The 25198-nt window shown below is 70.2% G+C and carries 24 protein-coding genes; 5 read left to right on the top strand and 19 right to left on the bottom strand.

The genetic code is table 11. The annotated features are described in order from the left end of the window. Positions 1-21: 21 nt before the first annotated feature. Positions 22-1110: a lactonase family protein gene (locus H5J26_RS08855; protein WP_181765188.1), complete on the bottom strand. Its 1089-nt coding sequence runs from the start codon at positions 1108-1110 to the stop codon at positions 22-24. Between the two features lie 148 nt (positions 1111-1258). On the opposite strand from H5J26_RS08855, the gene H5J26_RS08850 reads away from it, so the two are divergent. Next, positions 1259-1996 (top strand): HAD family hydrolase, encoded by a 738-nt coding sequence (locus H5J26_RS08850; RefSeq protein ID WP_181765187.1) that lies wholly within the window; start codon positions 1259-1261, stop codon positions 1994-1996. On the opposite strand, the gene H5J26_RS08845 is transcribed toward H5J26_RS08850, so the two are convergent. From H5J26_RS08845 to H5J26_RS08805, 9 genes are read right to left on the bottom strand one after another with little or no spacing between them, the layout of a single operon-like run. After that, entirely contained in the window at positions 1929-3125 is a 1197-nt protein-coding gene (locus tag H5J26_RS08845) for an MmgE/PrpD family protein (RefSeq protein WP_210771131.1), read from the bottom strand. The genes H5J26_RS08850 and H5J26_RS08845 overlap by 68 nt on opposite strands. After that, positions 3122-4429, bottom strand: a complete 1308-nt coding sequence (locus H5J26_RS08840) for a TRAP transporter large permease (RefSeq protein ID WP_210771130.1) — start codon at positions 4427-4429, stop codon at positions 3122-3124. Before H5J26_RS08840 ends, H5J26_RS08845 begins: the two co-directional genes overlap by 4 nt. Then, the gene (locus H5J26_RS08835) at positions 4426-5028 is read right to left on the bottom strand and encodes a TRAP transporter small permease (RefSeq protein ID WP_181765186.1); all 603 of its coding nucleotides are present in this window, start codon (positions 5026-5028) and stop codon (positions 4426-4428) included. The genes H5J26_RS08840 and H5J26_RS08835 overlap by 4 nt, the downstream gene beginning before the upstream one ends. A gap of 10 nt (positions 5029-5038) precedes the next feature. Next, on the bottom strand, positions 5039-6073 hold the full coding sequence (locus H5J26_RS08830; RefSeq protein ID WP_181765185.1) for a TRAP transporter substrate-binding protein: 1035 nt from the start codon (positions 6071-6073) through the stop codon (positions 5039-5041). Beyond that, a complete protein-coding gene (locus H5J26_RS08825; protein WP_181765184.1) occupies positions 6070-7077 on the bottom strand; it encodes an LLM class flavin-dependent oxidoreductase in 1008 nt (335 codons plus the stop codon). The genes H5J26_RS08830 and H5J26_RS08825 overlap by 4 nt, the downstream gene beginning before the upstream one ends. A gap of 58 nt (positions 7078-7135) precedes the next feature. Next, complete coding sequence (locus H5J26_RS08820) at positions 7136-8284, bottom strand: acyl-CoA dehydrogenase family protein (protein ID WP_181765183.1); 1149 nt, start codon at positions 8282-8284, stop codon at positions 7136-7138. Beyond that, a complete protein-coding gene (locus H5J26_RS08815) occupies positions 8281-8775 on the bottom strand; it encodes a MaoC family dehydratase (RefSeq protein ID WP_181765182.1) in 495 nt (164 codons plus the stop codon). Before H5J26_RS08815 ends, H5J26_RS08820 begins: the two co-directional genes overlap by 4 nt. After that, positions 8772-9938: a CaiB/BaiF CoA transferase family protein gene (locus tag H5J26_RS08810; RefSeq protein WP_181765181.1), complete on the bottom strand. Its 1167-nt coding sequence runs from the start codon at positions 9936-9938 to the stop codon at positions 8772-8774. The genes H5J26_RS08815 and H5J26_RS08810 overlap by 4 nt, the downstream gene beginning before the upstream one ends. Then, a complete protein-coding gene (locus tag H5J26_RS08805; protein ID WP_181765180.1) occupies positions 9935-10846 on the bottom strand; it encodes an HpcH/HpaI aldolase/citrate lyase family protein in 912 nt (303 codons plus the stop codon). Before H5J26_RS08805 ends, H5J26_RS08810 begins: the two co-directional genes overlap by 4 nt. A gap of 152 nt (positions 10847-10998) precedes the next feature. On the opposite strand from H5J26_RS08805, the gene H5J26_RS08800 reads away from it, so the two are divergent. After that, entirely contained in the window at positions 10999-11757 is a 759-nt protein-coding gene (locus H5J26_RS08800) for an IclR family transcriptional regulator (RefSeq protein ID WP_181765179.1), read from the top strand. 22 nt (positions 11758-11779) lie between these two features. Here H5J26_RS08800 and H5J26_RS08795 read toward each other — a convergent pair whose 3' ends face one another. Then, positions 11780-12202 carry a secondary thiamine-phosphate synthase enzyme YjbQ gene (locus H5J26_RS08795; RefSeq protein WP_181765178.1) on the bottom strand — a complete coding sequence of 141 codons (423 nt, stop codon included), beginning with the start codon at positions 12200-12202 and terminating at the stop codon, positions 11780-11782. Between the two features lie 60 nt (positions 12203-12262). Between H5J26_RS08795 and H5J26_RS08790 the strand changes: the two genes are divergently transcribed. Beyond that, positions 12263-13432 (top strand): NAD(P)-binding domain-containing protein, encoded by a 1170-nt coding sequence (locus H5J26_RS08790; protein ID WP_181765201.1) that lies wholly within the window; start codon positions 12263-12265, stop codon positions 13430-13432. A 264-nt stretch (positions 13433-13696) separates the two neighbouring features. On the opposite strand, the gene H5J26_RS08785 is transcribed toward H5J26_RS08790, so the two are convergent. The 8 genes from H5J26_RS08785 to H5J26_RS08750 all read right to left on the bottom strand — a co-directional run bounded on the left by H5J26_RS08785 (position 13697) and on the right by H5J26_RS08750 (position 22460). Beyond that, the gene (locus H5J26_RS08785; protein WP_181765200.1) at positions 13697-14713 is read right to left on the bottom strand and encodes a LacI family DNA-binding transcriptional regulator; all 1017 of its coding nucleotides are present in this window, start codon (positions 14711-14713) and stop codon (positions 13697-13699) included. Between the two features lie 29 nt (positions 14714-14742). After that, positions 14743-15768 carry a LacI family DNA-binding transcriptional regulator gene (locus H5J26_RS08780; protein ID WP_181765177.1) on the bottom strand — a complete coding sequence of 342 codons (1026 nt, stop codon included), beginning with the start codon at positions 15766-15768 and terminating at the stop codon, positions 14743-14745. Next, on the bottom strand, positions 15765-17228 hold the full coding sequence (locus tag H5J26_RS08775; RefSeq protein WP_181765176.1) for an L-fucose/L-arabinose isomerase family protein: 1464 nt from the start codon (positions 17226-17228) through the stop codon (positions 15765-15767). The genes H5J26_RS08780 and H5J26_RS08775 overlap by 4 nt, the downstream gene beginning before the upstream one ends. Positions 17229-17261: 33 nt before the next feature. Beyond that, positions 17262-17582, bottom strand: a complete 321-nt coding sequence (locus H5J26_RS08770) for an L-rhamnose mutarotase (RefSeq protein WP_181765175.1) — start codon at positions 17580-17582, stop codon at positions 17262-17264. A 14-nt stretch (positions 17583-17596) separates the two neighbouring features. After that, on the bottom strand, positions 17597-18676 hold the full coding sequence (gene rhaS / locus H5J26_RS08765) for a rhamnose ABC transporter substrate-binding protein (protein ID WP_181765174.1): 1080 nt from the start codon (positions 18674-18676) through the stop codon (positions 17597-17599). A gap of 105 nt (positions 18677-18781) precedes the next feature. Beyond that, complete coding sequence (locus H5J26_RS08760) at positions 18782-19837, bottom strand: ABC transporter permease (protein WP_419183771.1); 1056 nt, start codon at positions 19835-19837, stop codon at positions 18782-18784. Continuing rightward, positions 19834-20808 (bottom strand): ABC transporter permease, encoded by a 975-nt coding sequence (locus H5J26_RS08755; RefSeq protein ID WP_235980567.1) that lies wholly within the window; start codon positions 20806-20808, stop codon positions 19834-19836. Before H5J26_RS08755 ends, H5J26_RS08760 begins: the two co-directional genes overlap by 4 nt. 122 nt (positions 20809-20930) lie before the next feature. Then, entirely contained in the window at positions 20931-22460 is a 1530-nt protein-coding gene (locus H5J26_RS08750; protein ID WP_181765173.1) for a sugar ABC transporter ATP-binding protein, read from the bottom strand. A 291-nt stretch (positions 22461-22751) separates the two neighbouring features. Here H5J26_RS08750 and rhaI point away from each other — a divergent pair, with 291 nt between their 5' ends. Both rhaI and rhaD read left to right on the top strand, forming a co-directional pair. Continuing rightward, entirely contained in the window at positions 22752-23924 is a 1173-nt protein-coding gene (rhaI, locus tag H5J26_RS08745) for an L-rhamnose isomerase (protein WP_181765172.1), read from the top strand. 6 nt (positions 23925-23930) lie between these two features. Continuing rightward, positions 23931-25198 (top strand): bifunctional rhamnulose-1-phosphate aldolase/short-chain dehydrogenase (rhaD, locus tag H5J26_RS08740; RefSeq protein ID WP_181765171.1); only part of this gene is annotated, 1268 nt, incomplete at its 3' end.

Raw genomic sequence — 25198 nt, 5'->3', positions numbered from 1 at the left:
CCTCGGTGAACGAGGTGCCCGTCAGCCGAAGATCACGCAGCTGGCTGCGGGTGCGCTGAGGGCGCCCGAGCGGTGGGGGGTCCCGGAGACCTGGTCGATGTCGAACCAAGTGACGTCGCCGGAACGTTCGTTGGCGGCGTAGAGCCACCGGCCGGACGGGTGCAGGGCCAGGTCCCGGGGCCAGTGGCCGCCGCAGGGGACCGTGCCGGTCAGCTCCATCGAGTCGCCGTCGGCGGCGAGGGCGAGCACCGCGATGCTGTCGTGGCCGCGGTTGGCGGCCCAGGCGAACCGGCCGTCTCCGGAGATCACCAGCTCCGAGGGGTGGTTGCGCTCCTGCGTGGAGTTCTCCGGCACGGTGCGGGTCTCGCCGAGGGCCTCCAGCGTGCCCGTCCCCGCGTCCCAACTGCACACCGTGACGGTCGATTCGAGCTCGTTGATGACGTAGGCGTGGGTGCCGTCGGGGTGGAAGGCGAGATGCCGGGGCCCGGTCCCGGGCCGCAGCACGGCCTCCGTCTGCGGCAGCGGCTCCCCCTCGGGGCACGCGTCACGCAGGTCGTAGACCCACACCGAGTCCGTACCCAGGTCGACGGACAGCAGCCACCGCCCGGACGGGTCGGGGACGACCGCATGGGCGTGCGGCCCCTCCTGCCGGGCCTTCTCGGGCCCGTGGCCGGTGTGCACGTGCACCGAGGCCCGGCTTCCGAGTGTGCCGTCGGCGCGTACGGGCAGCGCGCTGATGCTGCCGGAGCCGTAGTTGGCGGTGATGAGGTGGCCGACCGCGATCGTCAGATGGGTGGGCCCGCCGCCCCGCACCGGTGTGGGGTCGCCCATCAGAACGGGCCGGTCACGGTCGTCGAGGGAGAAGGCGGCGGCGCCGCCGATGTCTCTCTCGCTGACCGCGTAGAGATGGCCGCCGGGTCTGTATCTCCCCCCGGGGCCCTCCGTCAGCGTGAGGTAGGAGGGGTCGGGCACGTCGTTGTCGGTGTGGTGCAGCTCGGTCAGCGCGCCGCTGGCCGCGTCGACCGAGGCCGTGGTGATGCCGCGGCCGCCGGCCGAGGTGAAGGATCCGATGTACGCCCTGTCCGCCCACTGTCCGGCCACGTCACTCATGCCTGCTCCTTCGCCTTGCCGGCGCCATGACCGGCGGGAACCGTCTCGCGATCTTGATTGGACCGTAGCAGCGGCCGTATGGGCGCGGGGCGTTCTCGATCACAGCGACAGATGCGCGCCAGCAGGCGTGACTTGGCACCCTGGGACCATGGACGACTCCCCCGTGACAGCTGTGATCTTCGACCTCGACGGCACCCTCGTCGACAGCGAGCCCCACTACTACGAGGCGGGACGGCGCGTGCTGGCGGCCCACGGCGTACCGGACTTCACATGGCGGGAGCACACGCGGTTCATCGGCATCGGCACGCGGGAGACGATGGAGACGCTGCGCGCGGAGCACCGCATCGACGCCCCCGTCGAGCAGCTGCTGGAGGAGAAGAACCGCGCCTACCTCGAACTGGCCGGCCGCTCCACGCAGGTCTTCCCCGGCATGCGGAGCCTGGTGCGGCGACTGCACGCCGCCGGATATCCGATGGCGGTGGCCTCGGGATCCTCGAGGCGGGCCATCGAGGCCGTACTGAACTGCGTGGGCCTGGCCGAGCTGTTGCCCGTCCAGGTCTCGGCGGAGGAGGTCGCCCACGGCAAGCCCGAGCCGCACGTCTTCTTGGAGGCGGCACGACGGCTCGGCGCGCGTCCTGCTGGCTGCGTCGTGCTGGAGGACGCTCCGCCGGGTGCGGAAGCGGCACGCCGCGCGGGCATGCGGTGCGTGGCCGTCCCCTATGTGCAGGGGACCGCCTCGGACCCGGCGTTCGCCTCCGCCGGTCTGCTCTTCGCGGGCGGCCAGAGCGAGTTCGACGCCGGGCAGGTGTTCGGCTGGATCACCGGGAGGAGCCCGGGAAGCTCCTCCGGAGCAGGCCCGGAGCCTTCTCCCAGGTCAGATCCATGACCTCCCGGCTGCGCTGCTCACCCACGCAGGACGCGACCTTCGCGGCCAGTTCGGCGTCGCTCGGCGGCCGCTGGGGATGCCCCTGCGGGAGGTCCAGCGCGGCCTCGGCCTGCGAACCGTCCGCCGTTTCCAGCTGGATGTGCGTCTCCCCCGCCATGAGGCTCTCCCCGCCGGGGGTGACACGTACTTCCGTCCGCTCGATCAGGTGCTGCGCGTGCTGTCGTACGGCGGCGGCGTCGGTGAAGTCGGCGAGACCGGGGAAGCCGTCGAGGAGGGCGGTGGCGACCGCGTACTCCATGCTGAACTTCGCCTCCAGCCCGGTACGGGGACGGTGGTGGATCAGCGGCTGCATGCCGACTTCGGGTGTGGTGACGACGATCCGGGTGACGTCGCCGGGGTCCTTCCCGTCCCACGGCAGTGTGCGCGCGGCGCTGATGGGCCGCTGCATCGCGTAGCAGCAGGGATGCAGTTTGACGGCCAGTCCGTCCGGCACGGCGGGACCGGAGAGGTCGGGGTCACCGGCGCCTCCCACCAGCTCGAACCACTGGTCCAGTGCCGCGGGTTCGGCGGACGCGCCTGCCGCGGCGAGCCGCGCCGCGCGTACTCCGGCCTCGGTCGCGAACCCCACCTGGAGGCACTTGCCGGAGGTGCCGAACGCGCGCTGCACGCCGCCCGCCCCCGGCACCGCGAGCGCCATCTCCCGCTTGAGCCCTTCGGCGTCCAGGCCGAGGGAGAGCCCCGCCGCGACCGCGGCGGCCGGTGCTCCGGCCGTGCAGGTGGTGTGCCAGCCGCTGCTGTAGTGGCTCCAGCCCAGGGCCGTTCCGAGCCGCGCCATCACTCCGGCCGCGGCGAGGTAGGCGCGCGGGCCGCCTCCGGTGGCGAGCGTCGCGGACGCGCAGACGACGCTGATGTGCGACGTGGACGGCAGGTGCACGTCGTCGAAGTCCAGCACATGCCCGACCGCGGCCCAGCGAAGGGCCTCCGGCAGATCAGCCGTCAGTTCCACGACCGGGTCGTCGGCCGCGGCCAGGGTGACGGCGACCGTGTCCATCAGCGATCTGCGGGCGAGGGCCTCGTCCGCCTCGTCCGGCTCGAACTCGGCGGCCCAGTCCGCCAGAGCAGCGATCACTGGAGGACCTCCGGGAGCCAGGTGGCCAGTTCGGGTACGGCGGTGACCAGGGCCAGCATCGCGGCTTCGATGGCCAGGTAGGGGATGACGCCGCGGAAGATGTCGGCGAGGTCCAGCTCGGGCACCACGGATTTCATGGTGTAGAGGTTCAGGCCCACCGGTGGCGTGATCACCGCCATCTCCAGGTTGACCACGAGCAGCACGCCGAACCACAGGGGGTCGAAGCCCAGTCCTTCGATCGCGGGCACCAGGATCGGTGTCACGACGAGCAGCAGCGACGCGGCGTCGACGAGGCACCCGAGCAGTACGAGCACGATCATGATCGCTGCGATCACCAGATAGCGCGAGACCTCCAGGCCCACCACGAAGCTGGAGACCGCGTCCGGGATGCGCGCCGCCACGAGCATCTGCGTGAAGATGAACGCCGCACCGACGATCGCCAGCACCGACGCGCTCACGTGCGCGGTGGAGGAGAAGATGGTCTTGAGGTTGGCCCAGCCCAGCTTGCGGTAGACCCATCCGGTCACGGCGAACGCGGCCAGAGCGCCGACGGCCGCGGCCTCCGTCGGTGTCGCGAGTCCGGTGTAGATCGAGCCGAGGACCAGCAGGACGAGCCCCAGCGCCGGCGAGATCTTCCCGAGCGCCACGAAGCGTTCCCGCCAGGTGAACCGCTCTTCCGACACAGGTGCGTTGGCCGGTGCGGTCTTCGCCCGCAGGACCACGTAAAGGATCATGAACGCGGCGAGCAGCAGGCCGGGTATCAGTCCGCCGGCGAACAGCGACGCGATGCTCACGCCCGTCACCGACGAGTACAGGATGAACATCAGGCTCGGCGGGATGAGCATCGCCAGGGCGCCGGAGGCGGTCACCGTGCCGCTCGCGAACGACGGGCGGTAACCGCGGCTGAGCATCTCCGGGACCGCCATCCTGCCGATCACCGCGACCGAGGAGATGCTCACTCCGGACATCGCTCCGAACACGGTGGACGAGCCGATGGCCGAGGCGCCCAGGCCGGCGGGGACCCTGTTGAACCAGCGGTGGGCGGCGCCGAACAGGTCGCGGCCCAGGCCGCTGACGGCGAGCACCTCACCGAGCAGGATGTACAGGGGCGCCGCGACGAGTGCGTAGTTCTGCAGCTGCGCCACCAGCGACAGGGGGATCAACTCCACGCCGGACAGGCCGTTGAGGCCGATCAGGCCCGCGATGCCGGCGACGGCGAGCGCCACGAAGATCGGCGCGCGCATGGCGATGAGGAGCAGGAGGAGTACGACCGCGAGGGCCGCGATACCGGCGTCGGACATCATGACTTCTGCTCTCCTTCGCCGGCGGCGGAAGACCCGCGGTCGCCGTGACCGGCCGTGGCCTCTTCGGGGGAGGGTTCGGGGGCGGTCCCGGGCTCAGTGCCGTCCGCCGGGCCGTCGTCCGTGCCGCCCGGCGGGAAGAGCACGGCCACGAGGGTCAGCAGGACACCGGTGACGAACAGCACGGCATCGGGAATCCACAGGGGGATGCTGAACGTGCCGGATCCCGTGAGCCCGCCCTCGATCGCGATCGTCATCGAGCGGAACGCGGTGACGGTGAGGACCAGGCCGAGGAACGCCGTGGCGGCCGCGGTCACGAGATCCGCCCCTCGGCGTGCCCCGCCCGGCAGAGACCGGTGCACCAGGTCCATGGAGATGTGCCGGCCCTTGGCGTACAGGTACGGGACGGCCAGCGACGTCGAGGTGAGAACTCCGGCCGCGTTGAGCGGGAACGCCCAGTCCGTCGGCGCGGAGAAGGTGAAGCGGACGATGACGTCGTAAGTGATCGTCGCCATCATCAGGCCGACGACCACCATGGCCACGACGGCCAGCGCGAGGGCAGCCGCCAGCACGTACTTGCGGATCGTGTTCAGTGCAGTCATGCCGGACCCCTCATGCCTTCCGGATGGATTCGACGGCCGCTTCCGCGGTGGCGGGATCACCGAGATGCTGCTTCCAGCGCCCGTGCACGGGAGCGATCGCCTTGCGGAAGGCCGCCATTCCGGCCTTGTCGGGCCTGATGAGCTCCACACCTGCGGCTTCCACCTTCGGGAGGTAGTCCTTGGTGTGGACCTTGTACATGTTGTCGGTGCCGTCCTCGTAGAGCGCCCGGCCGGCGGAGTCCAGAGCCCTGCGCACCGTCGGGTCCTGCTGCTCGTACCAGTCGCTGCGGCAGTAGGCGTCGACGGTGTACGCGCCGAAGTGCCCGGCGGTGCCGTACCTGACGATCTTCTGCAGGTCGCGGGAGACGACGGTGCCGATGTAGCTCACGAGCCCGTCGATGGTGCGGCGTTCCAGCGCCTCGTAGACCTCCGCGGAGCCCATCGTGACGGGGGCTCCGCCGAGCGCCTTCACGGTCTCGCCCTCGATCTCACCGGCGACGCGCAGGCGCATACCCCGCACGTCCTCCGGTTTGCGTATCGGCTTGTCGACGGTCCACAGGTACTCGAACGTCGTCGGCATGCCGCCGAGGATGCGCACGCCCTTCGGTGCGAGCTTCTTGTTGATCAGCTCGTACTGGGGGCGCCCGGGCGCGATGGCACGACGGAGCTTGTCGTAGTCCTCCGTGATGAACGGCAGTTCCATCGCGCCGAGTACGGGATAGGTCGAGGACACGTAGGAACTCGTCTGGAAGATCACGTCGGCGACGCCGCTCAGCAGTCCCGGAAGGAGTTGCTCGGCGCCCAGGAGGCTGCCCGAGTCGAACATCTCCAGGGACATCCGCCCGCCGCTTCGTTCCGTCGTCACGTCGACGAACTTCTCGATGCCGGGATACAGATCGCCGTAGGACGAGGGGATGTACGTCGCCACGGTGGACTTGCGTTCCGGTCCGGCGCTCGCCGGGGCGCACGCGGGCGCGGCGGCGGCGACCAGGCCGAATCCCGCAGCCGAGAGGAGACTGCGCCGCCGGATCTCTCTTGTGTTCATTGCAGTACCTCGTCCGTCAGACGTTTCAAGCTGGCCATGACCTGCTCGTGCGGCATCCCGGGCCACTGGGGGCGGAGCAGGATGTTCTCGGGGGCGACGTGGTGGATGAGATCGGCGAGCTGCGCTCGGCAGCTCGCCGCGTCGCCGAGGATGAACCGGCCCTGCCGCAGCTTGTCGAACTCCGCATCGAAGCTCTGCGACGCGGGAAGCACCTGGTCCTGCCCCCAGGCCCGGTACGCGTCGTACTTCACCGTCAAGGCGGCGCGTACGTCCTCGACCGCCGACTCCTCGCTCTCGCCGACGTAGATCTCCTGAAGCACCTGGATCCGGGGCTCGTCCACGCCGGATTCGGCACACGCGGCGCGGTACGTCGCCACCTGCTGATGCAGGTAGTCGCGGTCCACGTGCGCGGCCGCGGCGATCCACGGGAAGCCCATCCTCGCCGTACGCCGCAGGGCCTGATCGGTGTGGCCGGCCAGCCAGAGCGGCGGATGGGGACGCTGGACGGGGCGCAGGACCGGGCGGACGCCCTCCAGCTTCACGGCGTCGTTGCTGAAGGTCACCTCGTCCTCGGTCCACAGCCGCCGGACCACGTCCAGGTTGTCGAGGAAGCGGCGGAGCCTGCCCTGCGGGGGGACGCCGAACGCGTCGAACTCCACGTCGCGGTAGCCCAGTCCGGCTCCGACGGTGAGTCTCCCGCCGCTGATGATGTCCAGGGTGGCGAGTTCCTCGGCCAGGTCGACGGGGTTGCCGAGCGCCATCAGCGTGATCGCCGTTCCGATCCGCATGTCGCCGGACTCCGGCACGATCCGTGAGAGCACCGCCAGAGGATGCAGGTACTGGAAGGGGTCAGCCAGGTAGTGCTGGGTCGCCCACACCGAGGAGAAGCCGGCGTCGCGTGCGAAGCGCACCTGCTCCAACTGCTCGTCGAAGCGCGCCACGACGTCGTCGTCGGACGTGAACTGGCTGCACAGGACGAGTCCGTAGCCGGGGCCTGAACGCATGTCGGCGGCGCCTCTTCTCGGTTCGGTGGACAGTTCGGTGGGCGGTTCGGTGGACGGGTCAGAACGATCGCGGCATCTTCAGCACGTGCTGGCCGATGTAGGAGAGGATGAGGTTGGTCGAGACGGGTGCGACCTGGTAGAGCCGCGTCTCGCGGAACTTCCGCTCGATGTCGTACTCGGCGGCGAAGCCGTAGCCGCCGTGGGTCTGCAGCGCGGCGTTCGCGGCCTCCCAGGAGGCGTCGGCCGCCAGCAGCTTGGCCATGTTGGCCTCCGCCCCGCAGGCCTCGCCCTCGTCGAAGAGGTCGCAGGCGCGCCAGCGCATCAGGTCCGCGGCCTCCACGTGCACGTGCGCCTTGGCGATGGGGAACTGCACGCCCTGGTTCTGGCCGATGGGACGGTCGAAGACGACGCGCTCGCTGCCGTACTGCGCGGCCCTGCGGACGAACCAACGGCCGTCACCGATGCATTCGGCGGCGATCAGGATGCGCTCCGCGTTCATCCCGTCCAGGACGTAGCGGAAGCCGCGCCCCTCTTCACCGATCAGGCTGTCGGCCGGGATGTGGACGTTGTCGAAGAAGACCTCGTTGGTCTCGTGGTTGACCATCGTCCTGATGGGCCGCAGGTCGACGCCTTCCGCCTCGCGCAGGTCGATCAGGAACAGCGAGATGCCGTCGGACTTCTTCGCCGCGCTCTCCTGCGGCGTCGTGCGGGCCAGCAGCAACATGAGGTCGGAGTGCTGGACGCGGGAGATGAAGACCTTCTGCCCGTTGACGACGTAGCCGTCGTCGGTGCGCGTCGCGGTGGTGCGGATGCTGGTGGTGTCCGTGCCGGCACTCGGTTCGGTAACCCCGAACGCCTGCAGTCGCAGCTCTCCGGACGCGATCGACGGCAGATACCGCTCCTTCTGCTCCTCGCTGCCGTGCCGCAGCAGGGAGCCCATGGTGTACAGCTGCGCGTGGACGGGCCCCGCGTTGCCGCCGTTCGCGTTGATCCCTTCGAGGATGACGGAGGCGTCGCCGATGCCGAGACCGAGGCCGCCGTACGTCTCCGGTACGAGTGCGCCGAGACAGCCCGTGCCCGTCAGCGCGTCGACGAACTCCTCGGGGTAGCGGCGTTCGGCGTCGACCTCGCGCCAGTAGGCGTCCGGGTAGTCGCCGCAGATGCGGTCGATCAACTGGCGCAGATCGCGGCGCAGTTCGGTGCTCAACTCGCTTCCCCCTCGTGGCGCGGACCGTGGCCGCGCTTGTAGACCAGCAGCGTCCTGGTGAACTCGATGACGACCTCGCCGGTCTGCTTGTAGCCGGTGGTGCGCACGGTGACGACGCCCAGCGTCGGGCGGGAGGCCGACTCCCTTGCCTCGACGACGCTCGACCTGGAGTGGACGGTGTCGCCTTCGAAGACCGGGTTGGGCAGGGTGATCCGCTCCCAGCCCAGGTTGGCGAAGACGTTCTGGGAGACGTCCGTGACGCTCTGGCCGGCCACGAGAGACAGCGTGAAGGTGGAGTTGACGAGCGGTTTGCCGAACTCGGTGCGGCGCGCGTACTCGTGGTCGAAGTGCAAGGGCGCCGTGTTCTGCGTGAGCAGCGTGAACCAGACGTTGTCCGTCGTGGTCACGGTGCGGCCCAGCGGGTGCTCGAAGACGTCCCCGACGACGAAGTCCTCGTAGTAGCGCCCCTGCCAGCCGGTGTGGATCGTCATCGGTCTCCCTCCGCGGCGTGGATCTCGGCGAGTACGGAAGCGGTGTGCTGGCCGAGGGCCGGCACGGCGCCGCCTTCGGCGGCCCGGTCACCCGGAATGCCCGGCGGGCGCAGCGTGCGTACGCTCCCTTGAGCCGTCGGGGTGTCCATCCACCGGTCGTCGCGGGCGAGTTCGGGGTGTGCGGCCAGGTCGGTCATCGCGGTCATGCGGCCCCAGGCGACGCCGGCGCCGTCGAGACGCTCGGTCAGCGTGCTCGACGGGTAGGCGGCGAAACGCTCGCCGAGGGCCGCGTCGAGGGCCGCGCGGTTGGCCACCCGGTCGGGGTTGGAGCGGAAGCGCTCGTCGGCTGCGAGGCCGGGGGCCTCCAGCACGTCCGCGCACAGCCGCACCCATTCGCGCTCGTTCTGGACGGCGATCAGCAACGCTGCCTCGTCCGCCGCGGTGAAGGCGCCGTAGGGCGCGATCGCCGGGTGCGAGGTCCCCATCGGGACCGGGGCGGAACCGCCGTGGAGCGTGTAGTAGAGCGGGTGCGCCATCCACTCGGTGAGGGCGTCGAAGAGGGAGACCCTGACGGGCAGCGCCTCCCCGGTCAGGTCGCGGTGCCGGATGGCGGCCAGGACGCCGCTCAGGGCGTGGCTGCCGGCCGCGATGTCGGCGATGGACACGCCGACCTTGGCCGGTGCGCCGGGTGTGCCGGTCAGCGACATCACTCCGGCCTCGGCCTGGATGAGTGCGTCGTACGCCTTCTTCTCCGCGAGCGGACCGCCGGGCGCGTAGCCGGAGATGAGGCAGACGATGAGGTCGGGGTGGCGTTCCCGCAGCGTGTCCGCGTCGAGCCGGAGCCGCCCGAGCGCCGAGGGGGCGAGGTTGGCGACCATCACGTCGGCACGTTCCAGCAGGCGGTCCAGGTCCTCGCGGTCCGCGGAGTCCTTCAGGTCGAGCTGTACTGACTCCTTGCCGCGGTTGAGCCAGAGGAACGCGCTCGATCCGCCTCGCACGGCGTGGTCGTATCCCCGGGCGAAGTCGCCGCCGTCCGGCCGCTCGATCTTGATCACCCGTGCGCCGAGGTCGGCGAGCTGACGGGTGGAGTAGGGGGCCGCGACGGCCTGTTCGAGTGCGACGACGGTGATTCCCTCCAGCGGCAGCCGCCGCCCGGATGTCATCGCGCCGCCTCCGCCCGGTCGCCGGCGTGCAGGGCCGCTTCCTCGACGAGGGCCGCCGCGCGGTTCACCACCGGGCGGTCGACGAAGGTCCCGTCGGGCAGCCGCAGTGCGCCGACGCCCTGCTTCTGCGCCTCCTCGTAGGCGGCGAGCACTTCCCGCGCACGGACGAGTTCGCTGTCCGTCGGTGCGAACAGCCGCTGCACCGGGCCCACTTGTGCCGGGTGCAGTACGACGCGGCCGGTATAGCCCAGTTCCCGGGCGGCCGTGCTGGAGCGGATCAGTCCCGCCTCGTCGTCAAGCGCGGGATACGGGCCGTCGAGGGGCCCCGCCAGTCCGGCGGCCCGAGCCGCCAGCACGACCTGCGAGCGGGCATGCAGCAACTCGCGCCCCTCCACTGTGGGTTCGACGCCGAGTTCCCCGGCGAGGTCGAGCGTCCCGAACAGGAGCGTCCGGACGCGCGGGGACGCGGCTGCCGTGGCGGCGGCTTCGAGCACACCGCGGGCGGTCTCGATGATCGGGATGAGCGCCAGGCTGCCGGGCTCGATGCGGGCGGCCCTTTCAGCGGTGGTGAGGACGCCCTGGAGCAAGCCGATCTCCTTCGAGGACTCGGCCTTGGGGACGATCAGTCCGGCCAGTCGCGTGGCGGTGAGCATCGAGGCGACCGCGGCCAGATCCTCTTCCGCTTCCGAGGTGTCCAGATCGTTGATGCGGACGTACACGGCCGGGCGTGGCGCATCCGGGAGCCCACTGAACGCGTCGGCGGTGGCTGCGCGCGCGGAGGCCTTCTCGGCGTCGCCGACCGCGTCCTCGAAGTCGACGGCGACAGCGTCGGCAGAGGTGGCCAGTGCCTTCGCGATCCGGTCCGGCCGATCACCGGGGACGAACAGCAAGGCCCGTCCGACGTCCATGGAGCGCTCCTTGTTCCGTGGAGTGTTCCGCAAGGCGGAACACGTACCACGTGGCGGTACAGTGGCACACACCCTGCTGACGGCGCTCGGCGTACGTCAAGGGGTGTGCAGGCACAATCGGCGCAGCGTTCGGAGCGAGGGGGCACCTGTCGATGTCGGCAAGCGGTCACGCCATGCGGACGGTCATCACAACTCTGCGTGTTCTGGAGACAGTTGCGGAGCTGCAACCGGTCGGGGTCTCAGCGATCGCGAGGGCGACGGGGACTCCGAAAAGTTCCGTCCATCGCTGTCTGGTCACCCTGCGGGAAGCCGGCTGGCTGACCTCGTCCCGTTCGGACAGGACGCAGTGGGTGCTGACCGGCCGGGCGCTGTCGGTCGGCATTCACGCCTCGGTCGAACTGGGGCTGCGTGAGGCGGCGTTGTCGACCATGCAGGAGCTGCGCGACGAGACCCACGAGACCATCCACCTGATCAGCTACGACGGCGACCGGGATCTGGTCGTGGTGGACAGGCTGGACAGCGACGAGCCGGTGCGCACCTGGGTGCGCCTCGGCGTACGCGTGCCGATGCACGCCAGCTGCAGCGGCCGCGCGATCCTCGCCCGGCTGCCGGACGCCGAGGTGGAACGCCTGCTGAGCGGGGAGCTGGAGCGCTTCTCCGAGACCACCCCCGCGGACCGGGACGCCGTCATGGAGGACCTGCGCACCGTCCGGGCACGCGGATACGCGACGAACGACCGTGCCTGGCGCCCGGGGGTCGGCGCTGTCGGAGCGGCCCTGACGGGTCCCCAGGGGCGGCCCCTCGGCGCGATCGCCGTCTCCGCCCCCATCCAGCGCTACGACGCGGACCGGGCCCGTGAACTGGGCCTTCTCGCGGTCGACGCCGCGCGCCGCATCGGCGCCAACCTCTGAGCGCGACCAGGCGGCCGGGGCGTCAGCCCAGGAAGCTCAGCCGCACGCCGCGGTGCGGGTTGTCGCGGTTGGTGTCGACCAGGCAGACGGACTGCCACGTGCCCAGTTCCAGCCTGCCGCCGATCACGGGCAGCGTGGCGTGCGGCGGCACGAGCGCGGGGAGGACGTGGTCCCGGCCGTGACCGGGGCTGCCGTGCCGGTGCCGCCAGCGGTCGTCGGCGGGCAGCAGGTCCTTGAGAGCGGCGAGAAGGTCGTCGTCGCTGCCCGCTCCCGTCTCCAGGACGGCGATGCCCGCGGTGGCGTGGGGCACGAAGATGTTCAGCAGCCCGTCCCGGCCTTCCGCGACGTCACCGAGGAAGGACTCGCAGTCCTGGGTGATGTCCGCGACGGTCTCGCTGGAGCCGGTGGTGATGTGCAGTACGTGGGTCCGCAGCGCGTTGGTCATGCCTTCATCCTCCACGGCGGGGACGGGAAGGTTCGAGGCCGCCCCGTGGTTCGCAAGGGTATGAACGAGGTGGCGGTGGTGGTTGTCGGCGCCGGACAGGCGGGCCTGTCGAGCGCCTTTCACCTGCGGCGCACGGGCTACGAGCCGGGCCGGGAATTCGTCGTCCTGGACGAGGCGCCGCAGCCCGGCGGCGCATGGCAGTTCCGGTGGCCCACCCTGACGTACGGCAAGGTGCACGGCATGCACGCGCTCCCCGGGATGGAGCTGACCGGGGCGGACCCGCAGCGGCGGTCCTCGGAGGTGATCGGCGAGTACTTCGCCGCGTACGAGGAGACCTTCGCTCTGGCCGTGAGGCGTCCCGTCCGTGTGCGTGCGGTGCGCGAGAACGGCGACGGGCGCGTTCGCGTGGAGACCTCGGACGGGACGACGTGGTCGGCGCGTGCCGTGATCAATGCGACGGGCACGTGGGGCCGCCCCTTCTGGCCGCGCTTTCCGGGACAGGAGAGCTTCAGCGGGCAGCAGTTGCACACCGCTTCGTACCCGGGCCCGCAATCCGACGTCTTCACCGGCAAGCGTGTGGTCGTGGTGGGCGGCGGGACCTCTGCCGTACAGCATCTGCTCGAGGTCTCCGAGGTCGCGGCAGAGACGGCATGGGTGACGCGCCGCGAACCGGTCTTCCGTGACGGGCCGTTCGCCGAGGACCAGGGCCGTGCCGCTGTCGCGCTCGTGGAGGATCGCGTGCGGCGCGGGCTGCCGCCGCGCAGCGTGGTCTCGGTGACGGGGCTGCCGATGACCGAGGCGATGCGGCGTGCGCGCGAGCGCGGTGTGCTGAGGCGGCAGGCGATGTTCGAGCGGATCGTCCCGGAGGGCGTCGAGTGGGGCGACGGCTGGCGGATGGAGGCCGACACGATCCTGTGGGCGACGGGATTCCGGCCGGCCATCGATCACCTGGCGCCGCTGCGGCTGCGCGAGGCGGGCGGCGGCATACGCATGGACGGTACGCGTGTGGTGGCCGACTCCCGCATCCACCTCGTCGGTTACGGCCCGTCGGCCAGCACCATCGGCGCGAACCGTGCGGGGCGGGCCGCCGCGCGCGACGTGCACCGCCTGCTCGGCGGCGGGCCGATCGCCAATGCCCGTAAGGGAGTTGGAGACGCTGCCGCCAACGGCGAACAAGGGAGCGGGCGTTCGCTCGAACGCGTGGCCGCAGGGGATTCCGCAACGCGGTGACCGTGTGCCCCGAGATGCTTACGGGGCGCAAGCGGGTCTGCGGACCGTGCGGGCGCATCCGGCTCAAAGTCCCCTGCGAGCCGGTGAGTTGTCCCATTAAGGATCACAAGGAGAACGCACCACATGAACGTCATCACCAACGCGCTGGCCTGCCTCGTCCACTATGTCGGCTGGCTCGTCTGACGTACGTCCCCTTCGGCGCCGTCCCCCGGGTCCCCCCGGCGGGCGGCGCCGTCGCATGCGGGCCGACTGGCGCCCGTACGGTCAGCTCCTGAGCGACATCGTCGAGCGGCGGACGACGAGTTCGGGCTGGAGCACGATCCGCTGGTGCTCGTGACCGGCCGCCCCCTCACCCGTCTCCTCGATCAGCAGATCCGCAGCAGCACGCCCCATACGGAAAGCCGGCTGACGCACCGACGTCAACGGCACCGCAGCAGCAGCCGCGAACTCGATGTCGTCATAACCCACCAACGCCACCTCATCAGGCACCGCCACCCCCGCCCCGTACAACGCCTGCAACACCCCCAACGCCAACAGATCATTCGCACAGAACACACCCGAAGGACGCGGAGACATCCCCAACAACCGCGCCCCCGCATCCCTCCCCGCAGCCACATCCAACCGATCACACTCCACCTGACGCAGTGCGTCCTCCTCGCGCAGCCCCGCCTCACGAAGCGCGTGCACGACGCCCGCGTACCGGTCCTGGCACTGGGTGAGCTGCATGGACCCGCTGACGTAGACGATGTTCTCGTGGCCGCACTCCAGCAGGTGCCGGGCCGCGAGGGCCCCGCCGGCGACGTCGTCCACGGAGACGGAGCATCCCTCCGCGCTGGGCAGCACCCGGTCGACGGACACGTACGGGATGCCGTGCCGCTGGAAGCCGACGAGATTGGCGCCGCTGGTGTCCGCAGGAGTCACCAGAACACCCCGCACACGCTGCTCCGCGAACAACGACAGATACTCCGCCTCCTCCGACACACTCTGAGCGCTGTTGCACAACATCACCCCCAACCCCGCCTCCCGCGCAGCACGCTCCGCACCACCCGCCACATCCACGAAGAACGGATTCGCCATGTCCAGCACCAGCAACGCGATGATCCGGCTCCGCCCAGCACGCAACTGACGCGCCGACTCACTCCGCACATAACCCAGTTGCTCGATGGTGGACTGCACGCGGGTACGCGTCCCCTCGGAGACCGTCTCCGGTCTGTTGATGACGTTGGAGACCGTGCCCACGGAGACTCCCGCCGCACGCGCCACGTCCTTGATGCCCACCATGCCTGCCACGAGGGCATGCTACGCAGCTGTCACCGCCGGGAACTGCGAAGACTGGATCCGCGGACGACGAGTTCGGGCTGGAGCACGATCCGCTGGTGCTCGTGACCGGCCGCCCCCTCACCCGTCTCCTCGATCAGCAGATCCGCAGCGGCACGCCCCATACGGAAAGCAGGCTGACGCACCGACGTCAACGGCACCGCAGCAGCAGCCGCGAACTCGATGTCGTCATAACCCACCAACGCCACCTCATCCGGCACCGCCACCCCCGCCCCGTACAACGCCTGCAACACCCCCAACGCCAACAGATCATTCGCACAGAACACACCCGAAGGACGCGGAGACATCCCCAACAACCGCGCCCCCGCATCCCTCCCCGCAGCCACATCCAACCGATCGCACTCCACCTGACGCAGAGTCGCGGAGCCCGGTGCGGCACGCAGCGCGTTCATCGCCCCGGCATAACGGTCGCGGCACTGGGTGAGCTGCATGGACCCGCTGACGTAGGCGATGTCGCGGTGCCCCTGGCCGAGCAGGTGCGCCACCGCCAACTCGCCGCCCGCCACGTCGTCGACGGACACGGAGCAGCGCTCGTTGTCGCCCTCGAACCGGTCCACGAAGACGAAGGGGATGCCGTGCCGCTGGAAGCCGACGAGATTGGCACCGCTGGTGTCCGCAGGAGTCACCAGAACACCCCGCACACGCTGCTCCGCGAACAACGACAGATACTCCGCCTCCTCCGAAACACTCTGAGCGCTGTTGCACAACATCACCCCCAACCCCGCCTCCCGCGCAGCACGCTCCGCACCACCCGCCACGTCCACGAAGAACGGATTCGCCATGTCCAGCACCAGCAACGCAATGATCCGACTCCGCCCAGCACGCAACTGACGCGCCGACTCACTCCGCACATAACCCAGTTGCTCGATGGTGGACTGCACCCGGGTACGCGTCCCCTCGGAGACCGTCTCCGGACGGTTGATGACGTTGGAGACCGTGCCCACGGAGACGCCCGCCGCACGCGCCACGTCCTTGATGTCGGCCTGACGGCTCCTCATCCGGCGCGTACCTCGGTCAGTTCCACCCCGCTGAGATCGGCCAGCGCACGCAGATCGGGCAGCAACTCGCCGGTGGCCAGGGCCCAGTGGTGACCGACGCCGCTCGCGCTCCACGCGTCGGTCCACTCGCCGGGATCGGTGTGGAAGTCGATGCGGGAGGTGGTGTTCCCGATCGCCAGCAGCGGTCCGTCGACGGCTTCGCCTTCGGCGGCCACCAGCCGGTAGCGGCCGTCGCGGGTCTGCCCGACGCCGACGAGGGTCACGGGACCGTGCCGCGCGGTGCACTCGACGGAGACGCCCCAGCCGCGCTTGCCGTGGTAGACGCCCAGGCCCCGCAGCAGCGGGCGGCGCCCGCCGAGCGCGAGGTGGGCCGGGCCGTCGTGCCCCATCTCGACCGCGCCGCGACGGAAGTCGAGCGCCTGGAACTCGGTGAAGGAGCCTCCGCCGCCCAGCCGTTCGCAGATCAGCATGGCCAGGGAGGTGCGCAGTTCGTACTCGCCCGCCGCGGGGATGCCGCGGGCGGTCAGCAGGGAGGCGCCCAGGATCATCCCCGCTCCGAGCCGTTCGTGCACCTCACCGTTCAGGCCGCGGTGGAAGTAGGCCAGGGAGTCGAGGGCGAAGTCGTCGACGAGCCGGTCGAGTCCCGCGGACACACGCGCCGCCCAGGCGAGGTCGTCCTCGTCGACGGAGTCGTCGAGTGTGAAGACCTCCCTGGTCTCGGCGACCCTGGCCGCGGTCTCCTTGTCCGTCACCTCCTCGACGCGGACCCGCAGATCGTCGAACTCCAGCACCTCGACGTGCCCGCCGAAGGTGGCCGGCACCATCGTCAGGTCGGTGGAGACGTCGTACATCCCGGGATAGAGGTGCCCCATCACGCCGTGGCGTGACGAGCTCAGCGACGCCCGCAGGCCTGCGGCTCGTATCCAGCGGCCGATGCGCCGCCAGGCGCGCTCGTCCTCCAAGTACCCGGAGACGGAACGGAATTCGACACCGACGCGCTCGAAGGCGTTGGCCATCTCGGGCAGCGGGCAGGCCCCGCAGTAGGCCAGCCACTGCCCGGTGTCGAAGGTGGCGTGGTCCATCGACTCGGTCGGCTGGAGATTGATCAGCAGCACGGGCGCACCGCTGCGGCGCGCGACGGGTACGAGCATCGTCGCGGTCATGTAGGTGGTGAGGAAGCCGACGATCAGGTCGCAGTCGGCGGCACGCAGCTTCTCCGCCGCCTGCGCGCCCTCCTGGGCGTCGGAGATGAACCCGACGTCGACGACCTCGGCGTCGAACTGGCCCATCCGCTGCGCGACCCGCTCCGCGGAACGGCGCAGCGTGGGCAGCAGGTCGGGGAACTGGGGCCAGTACGCGCCCAGTCCGCCGGAGACCAGACCGATCCTGGGCCGGCGGGTCCGTACGGGCGCGGCGCCGGGTAGGGGTACGGGAATCGGCCCGGAGGCGGATGTGGTCATGGACGGTCGCTCCTCACGCGTGATCCGGCCGGGCTAGGCGAGGTGGAAGACCTCGGTGAGCGGCGTCATGGCTTCGTCCGGCCGCTCCCCCTCGAGGGATTCGAAGAAGGGGGCCATCTCGCGCTGCCAGCGGGCGTTGACCTCGCGCCGCTCCATCGCGGCCTGCGCCGCGGCGAAGTCCTCCGTCTCCAGGTAGCCCACGAGCAGGCCGTCCGGACGCAGGAAGAGCGAGTAGTTGTGCCAGCCGCACTCGGAGAGCGCGGTGAGCATCTCCGGCCAGACGGCCGAGTGCCGCTCGCGGTACTCGGCCACCCGGTCGGCGCGGACCTTCAGCAGGAAACAGACGCGCTGCACGGCCCGGCTCCTTCCTAGAAGTCGTAGTCGCCGATGTTCTTCTTGTCGAAGACGGTGGGCGGGCCGAGGATGACCTCTCCGTCCTTTCCGACGGTGCGCTCACCCAGCTTCCCGGCCTTGAACTTCTCCCCCTGCTTCCCGGTGATCTGTCCCGACGCCAGGGAGGCCGCCGCGTACGAGCCGAGGTAGCCGAGCTTCTTGGGGTCCCAGAGGGAGAACTCCTCGACGGTGCCGTCCTTGATGTACTTGCGCATCTGGTTGGGCGTGCCGAGGCCGTTGAGGACGACCTTGCCCTTGTACGAGGAGTCGCTGATGTACCGGGCGGCCGCGGCGATGCCGACCGTGGTGGGTGAGATGACGGCCTTGAGCTTGGGGTAGGCCTTGAGCAGACCCTGGGTCTCCTGGAAGGACTTCTGGTCGTCGTCGTCGCCGTAGGCGGTCTTGACCAGCTTCATGTCCTTGTAGGCGGGCTTCTTCAGCTCGTCCTTCATGAACTCGATCCAGGCGTTCTGGTTCGTCGCGTTCTGCGTGGCCGAGAGGATGGCGATCTGGCCCTTGTGGCCGACCTGTTCGGCGGTGCGCTTGACCAGGGAGCGGCCGATCTCCTCGGAGCTGGCCTGGTTGATGAAGAGCTGGCGGCAGTCCTTGGCGGTGTCGGAGTCGTAGGAGACGACCTTGATGTCCTGCTTCATCGCCTGCTTCAGCGGCCCGCACACGGCGTTGGGGTCGTTGGCGGCGATGAGGATCGCGTCCTGGCGCTGCTGGACGAGCGTGTTGATGTAGCTGACCTGGGAGGACGCCTTGGCGTCGGAAGGCCCGACCTCCTTGGCCTTCCCGCCGTACCCCTTGGCGGCGGCGATCCCCGCCTCGTCCACGATCTTCTCGTAGGGGTTGTTGATCTGCTTGGGCAGGAAGGCGAGCTTCAGGCCCTTCTTCAGCGGCGCGTCGGGGTCTGCCTTCGCGTTCTGCGCCTTGTCCTTGGCGTCGTCCTTGGCGTCGCCTTTCGTGGTGCCGGAGCAGCCGCCGAGGGCGAGTGAGAGCGCGCACGCCGCGGCGGTGGCGGCGTAGACGCGGGAGCGGGTGTGCAGTCGCATGGCGGAGGGCCTTTCAACTGGTGGGCACTCGGGGGAAGTCGGTGGACGGGTTCGGCGGATCCACGGGAGGCGCGGACCCGGGGCGGGGGTGGGAGATCCGCGGTGTCAGGTCGCGGTGGCGGCTCGGCGCTGCCTTCGCTCGCTGGCCACGGCGATCACCCGCGGTGTGAGCACGGAGGCCACCAGCAGTACGCCGGTGACGATGACCTGGATCTCGTTGGAGATGTCGTTGAGGGTGAGGAGGTTGTTGAGCACTCCGATCAGCAGCACTCCGGCGACGGCTCCGCCGAGGGTTCCCCGGCCGCCGTTGAAGTCGATGCCGCCGAGCAGCACGGACGCGATGACGACGAGTTCCAGGCCGAGGCCGTTGTCGGCGCGGGCGCTGCCGTAGCGCAGGGTGTAGACGATCCCGGCGAAGGAGGCCATGAATCCGGTGACGGCGAAGAGCACCAGCTTGATCCTGTTCACGCGGATGCCGGCGAACCGGGCCGCCTCCTCCTGGGCTCCCATCGCGAACAGGGAGCGTCCGGCGGCGGTGCTGTGCAGCACGAACGCGGCGAGCGCCGCCAGGACGATGAAGACGGCGATCGGGTACGGGATGAAGGTGCCCGGCACCGGCTCGGTGTAGGACGCCCACTGCGCGTACGTCTCGGGGAAGTCGGAGACCGCCTTGTTCCCCAGTACGACGGAGGCGAGCCCCCGGTAGAGGGTGAGCGTGCCGATGGTGACGGCCAGCGAGGGCAGTCCGACGCGGGTGACGAGCCAGCCGTTCAGCAGCCCGCCCAGCACACCGAGCAGCAGGCACAGCGGCACGATCATCTCGAACGCCCAGCCCGCGTCCCACAGCGAGCCCGCCAGTGCACTGGAAAGCCCGAGCATCGAGGCGACGGACAGGTCGACCTGCCCGGCCACGACGAGCAGGGTCATCGGCAGGGCGATCAGCGCGATCTCGGCGGTGTCGTTGAGGGCGGCGGACAGGTTCGTGACGTCCGCGAAGCCTTCCGTGGTGCCGCTTCCCGCGAGGAGGACGGCGACCAGCAGCACGCCGACGGCCGTGTCCCAGCGCAGGAACCGGACCGCTCCGCCGCCGCGTCCGGCACCGGCCTCGCCGCTGCCGTCCGCGCGGTCCGTGGGATCGGTGAGTGTCGTCGGGGCGTTCACTTCCTGCTCCTCTTCCTCAGCGCCTCGGTGGTGCGGCTGCGTACGACGCGGTCGGTGCTGATGGCCGCCAGCAGCAGCGCGCCTGTGATGGCCTGCTCCCAGAAGGGGTTGACCTTGAGGACGACGAGGGCGCTGCCGATCGTGGTGAGCAGCAGGGCGCCGAGCGCCGCGCCCCAGACGGTGCCCACGCCGCCGGTGATGGCGACGCCGCCGACGACGACCGCGCTGACGACTGTCAGCTCCCAGCCGTTCGCGGCGTCGGCGACGACGGTGCCGAAGCGCGCGAGCCAGAGGGCGCCGGCGAATCCGGCGACGGCTCCGGAGAAGGCGTACGCGGCGAGGACACGGCGGCGGATGGGGATGCCCGCGAGCCGTGCCGCCTCGGGGTTGGAGCCGATGGCGTACAGCTCACGTCCGCTGCGGTAGGTCCGCAGGTAGTACGCGGTGGCCGCGAGGACCAGTGCCGAGATCAGCGGCAGGTACGGGACGCCGAGCACGCTGCCGCTTCCCAACTCCAGCACCCCGTCGGGCACGTTGACGGCGTTGATCTGCTGCCCGTGCGCCCAGACGTGGTCGACGCCCTGGATGACGTAGAGCATCCCGAGGGTGACCACCAGCGCGGGCACCCTGCCGAAGCTGACGAGCAGACCGCTCACCAGGCCGCACAGGACACCGAGTGCGGTGCCCAGCAGTACGACGGTCAGCGCGCTGTGCTGCGTGCCGGATACGAAACTTCCGCAGGCGAAGGCGGTGAGGCCCACGACGGAACCCACCGACAGGTCGATGTTGCGGGTGAGGACGACGACGGACTGACCGGTGGCGAGCAGCACCAGGATCGACGAGTTCAGCAGCAGGTCCTGTACGCCCTGGTCGTCGAGGAAGCCGGGGTTGACCAGCCAGGTGCCCAGGACGAGCAGGACGAGGGCGCCGCCGATGCTCAACTCCCGTACCCGGAAGACCAGGTCGGTCAGCGACCGGGCGGAGCGGGTCTCCTCCTTGGCCGCGCCCTGTGCCTCGCGCTGTCCGGACGGCTGTTGCGGTTCCCGCGACGGCTCCTTCGACGGGTCCCGCAGCGGCTTCTCCAGTGGCCTGTTCACGCCGCCTCCTTGCTGCCGCGTCCGGTCGCCGCCGCCATGACCGACTCCTCGGTGGCTTCGGCACGGGGTATCTCGGCGACGAGACGCCCTTCGTGCATGACGAGCACCCGGTCGGCCATGCCGAGTACTTCGGGCAGGTCGGAGGAGACCATCAGGACGGCTATCCCGTCGGCGGCCAGACCGGTCAGCAGCCGGTGGACCTCGGCCTTGGTGCCGACGTCGATGCCCCGGGTCGGCTCGTCGACGATGAGGACTCCGGGCTCGGTGGCGAGCCACTTGGCGAGTACGACCTTCTGCTGGTTCCCGCCGGAGAGCACGCCGACGGTGTCGGAGAGCTGGTTGTACTTCAGTTGGAGCCGCACCGCCCAGTCCGCCGCACGCCCGCGTTCGAGGGCGCGGCGGACGACTCCCCCCTTGCCGAGACGGTCCAGGCCGGTCAGTGCGATGTTGCGCTCGATGGACATCTCCATCACCAGACCGCGCTGCCGCCGGTCCTCCGGCACGAGGGCGACCCCCGCGTCCATGGCGGCGGTCGGGGAATTGGACTTCAACTTCCGTCCTCCGACCTCGACTTCGCCTGCGTCCGCTCGGTCGACGCCGAAGACGGCCTGTACGACTTCGCTGCGTCCGGCTCCCACCAGGCCTGCGAGGGCGACGATTTCACCGCGGCGCACCTCGAACGAGACGTCGTGGAAGACGCCTTCGCGGGTGAGCCTGCGCACCGTCAGCGCGGAGGGTCCGGGTGTCGTGTCCTCCTTGGGGTACAGCTCCTCCAGATCACGGCCGACCATGCGGCGTACGAGATCGTCCTCCGTCAGCCCGTCCAGCGCCTCGGTGGCGACGAGCGCGCCGTCGCGCAGGATGGTGACCCGCTGGCACAACTCGAAGATCTCGCCCAGCCGGTGGGAGATGAACAGCACGGCGGCGCCTTCGGCGCGCAGCGCGTCGACGACGGAGAAGAGGCGGGCGGTCTCGGTGCCGGTGAGGGCGGCTGTGGGCTCGTCCATGATCAGCACCCGGGCGTCGAACGAGAGCGCCTTGGCGATCTCGACGATCTGCTGGTCGGCGATGGACAGTCCGCGTGCGGGCCGGTCCGGGTCCAGCTCGACGCCCAGGCGGCGCATGAGCGCGGCCGTGGCCTCCCGTACGGCGGAGTGGTCGATGCGGCCCAGGGAGCGGCGGGGCTGGCGGCCCATGAAGATGTTCTCGGCTATGGAGAGATCGGCGAAGAGCGTGGGCTCCTGGTAGATCACGGCGATGCCGGCGTCACGGGCGTCGGCGGGACCGGAGAAGCCCACGGGGCTGCCGTCGAGGCGCACGGTGCCGGCGTCGGGGGCGTGCACCCCTGCCAGGACCTTGATGAGCGTGGACTTGCCCGCCCCGTTCTCACCCGCGATCGCATGCGCCTCGCCGCGGTACAGGGAGAGCGAGACACCGCGCAGGGCGCGGACGTTGCCGAAGGACTTGTTCACCTCCTCCAGTGCGAGGACCGGCGACGGAGTCGCTGCCGGTTCGGGCTGGCTCATGGTCCTGCTCCTCCTGTGGTGCGGTGCGCATGTGGGACCGCGATGCGCGTAGGACGGTGTGCGGGGACGTGGATCAGCGAGGTGAATGAATTGTTTCAATCAGTGATTCGGGGAAGCTAGTGGCGACCCGGGAGGGCGTCAAGGGGGTATGCAGCAGGTTGTCGGCTTCGACGCCGGAAGGCTTGACGGCCGGGAAGGCCTGGCCCTACGTTCCTGACGTCGCGCATTGAATCGTTTTGCTCGCGCCCGCCGCTCTCGGGTCCCGAGCATCGCGCCGCACAGAGGAGACGCATGTCAGACGCCGACCTGACGGCCGTCAAGGCCGCCCTCACATCCCAGCGGATAGAGACGCCTTCGTGGGGTTACGGCAACTCCGGCACCCGGTTCAAGGTGTTCGCGCAACCGGGCGTGCCCCGCACACCCGAGGAGAAGCTCGACGACGCCGCCCGCGTGCACGAGCACACGGGGGTCGCGCCCACCGTCGCGCTGCACATCCCCTGGGACAGGGTGGAGGACTACGGCGCGCTGGCCGCGTACGCGAAGGAGCGGGGGCTGCGGCTGGGCACCATCAACTCCAACGTGTTCCAGGACGACGACTACAAGCTCGGATCCGTCACGCACCCGGACGCCGCGGTGCGCCGCAAGGCGCTGGCCCATCTGCTGGAGTGCGTCGACATCATGGACGCGACCGGCTCACGGGACCTGAAGCTGTGGTTCGCCGACGGCACCAACTACCCCGGCCAGGACGACATCCGCGCGCGTCAGGACCGGCTGGCCGAGTCGCTGTCCGCGGTGTACGAGCGCCTCGGCGAGGGGCAGCGGATGCTTCTGGAGTACAAGTTCTTCGAACCGGCCTTCTACACGACCGACGTCCCGGACTGGGGCACCGCCTACGCCCACTGCCTCCAGCTCGGCCCGAAGGCCGAGGTCGTCGTGGACACCGGCCACCACGCGCCGGGCACCAACATCGAGTTCATCGTCGCGCTGCTGCTGCGTGAGGGGAAGCTCGGAGGCTTCGACTTCAACTCCCGCTTCTACGCGGACGACGACCTGATGGTCGGCTCGGCCGACCCCTTCCAGCTCTTCCGGATCATGTACGAAGTGGTGCGTGGCGGTGCCCTGGAAGAGGACGCGGGCGTCGCCTTCATGCTCGACCAGTGCCACAACATCGAGCCCAAGATCCCCGCCATCATCCGTTCGGTGATGAACGTGCAGGAAGCCACCGCAAAGGCCCTCCTCGTGGACCGTGACGCACTCGCCGGCGCGCAGCGGTCCGGGGACGTGCTCGGGGCGAACGCCGTCCTGATGGACGCCTACAACACCGACGTACGGCAGCTGCTCGCACAGATACGCCAGGAGCAGGGCCTGGACGCCGACCCCGTCGCGGCCTACCACCGCTCCGGCTGGGCGAGCAGGATCACCGACGAACGCAAGGGCGGCCAGCAGGCCGGTTGGGGAGCGTAGTTCAGCATGTCCGCACAGCACGACCAGACCGTCGACGCACTCCTCGCGCGCTCGCACCGGCTCGGCGCCGACCCGCGCAACACCAACTACGCGGGCGGCAACACCTCCGCGAAGGGCACCGCCCCCGACCCCGTCACCGGCTCGGAGACCGAGCTGCTGTGGGTGAAGGGCTCCGGCGGCGACCTCGGCACCCTCACCGCCGGCGGCCTCGCCGCCCTGCGCCTGGACCGGCTGCGCGCCCTCAAGTCCGTCTACCCGGGGGTGGAGCGCGAGGACGAGATGGTGGCGGCCTTCGACTACTGCCTGCACGGCAAGGGCGGCGCGGCCCCCTCCATCGACACCGCCATGCACGGCCTGGTCGAAGCGGCCCACGTGGACCACCTGCACCCCGACTCCGGCATCGCGCTGGCCTGCGCGGCCGACGGGGAGAAGCTGACGCGGGAGTGCTTCGGGGAGAGCGTCGTGTGGGTCCCCTGGCGCCGTCCCGGCTTCCAGCTGGGGCTGGACATCGCCGCCGTCAAGGAGGCCGATCCGCAGGCGATCGGCTGTGTGCTGGGCGGTCACGGCATCACCGCCTGGGGCGCGACGAGCGAGGAGTGCGAGCGCAACTCGCTGCACATCATCCGCACCGCGGAGGCCTTCCTCGAATCCCGCGGCCGGGCCGAGCCCTTCGGGCCCGTACGTGCGGGATGCGAACCGCTGCCCGAGCTGTCGCGCCGCGAACGGGCCGCGGAACTCGCCCCGTTCGTGCGGGGCCTGGCCTCCACCGACCGCCCGCAGGTGGGCCACTTCACCGACTCCGAGGCGGTGCTGGACTTCCTCTCCCGCGAGGAGCACCCGCGGCTCGCCGCGCTGGGAACGTCCTGCCCGGACCACTTCCTGCGTACGAAGGTGCGCCCCCTCGTGCTCGACGTGCCCGCACACGCGCCGCTCGAGGAGGCCGTGGCCCGGCTGCGCGAGCTGCACGAGGCCTACCGCGCCGAATACCGCGCGTACTACGAGCGTCACGCCGCGCACGACTCCCCCGCGATGCGCGGCGCGGACCCGGCCGTCGTGCTGGTGCCGGGCGTGGGGATGTTCTCCTTCGGCAAGGACAAGCAGACGGCGAGGGTCGCGGGCGAGTTCTACGTCAACGCCGTGAACGTCATGCGCGGAGCCGAAGCCGTCTCCTCCTACGCGCCCATCGAGGAGTCGGAGAAGTTCCGCATCGAGTACTGGGAGCTGGAGGAGGCCAAGCTGCGCCGCATGCCGGCTCCGAAGCCGCTGGCCACGCG

The organism is Streptomyces albidus (ex Kaewkla and Franco 2022) (assembly GCF_013870515.1).
GTDB lineage: Bacteria > Actinomycetota > Actinomycetes > Streptomycetales > Streptomycetaceae > Streptomyces > Streptomyces albidus.
The sequence above is the reverse complement of the archived record's forward strand: the minus strand, read 5'-3'. Positions and strand labels throughout refer to the sequence as shown.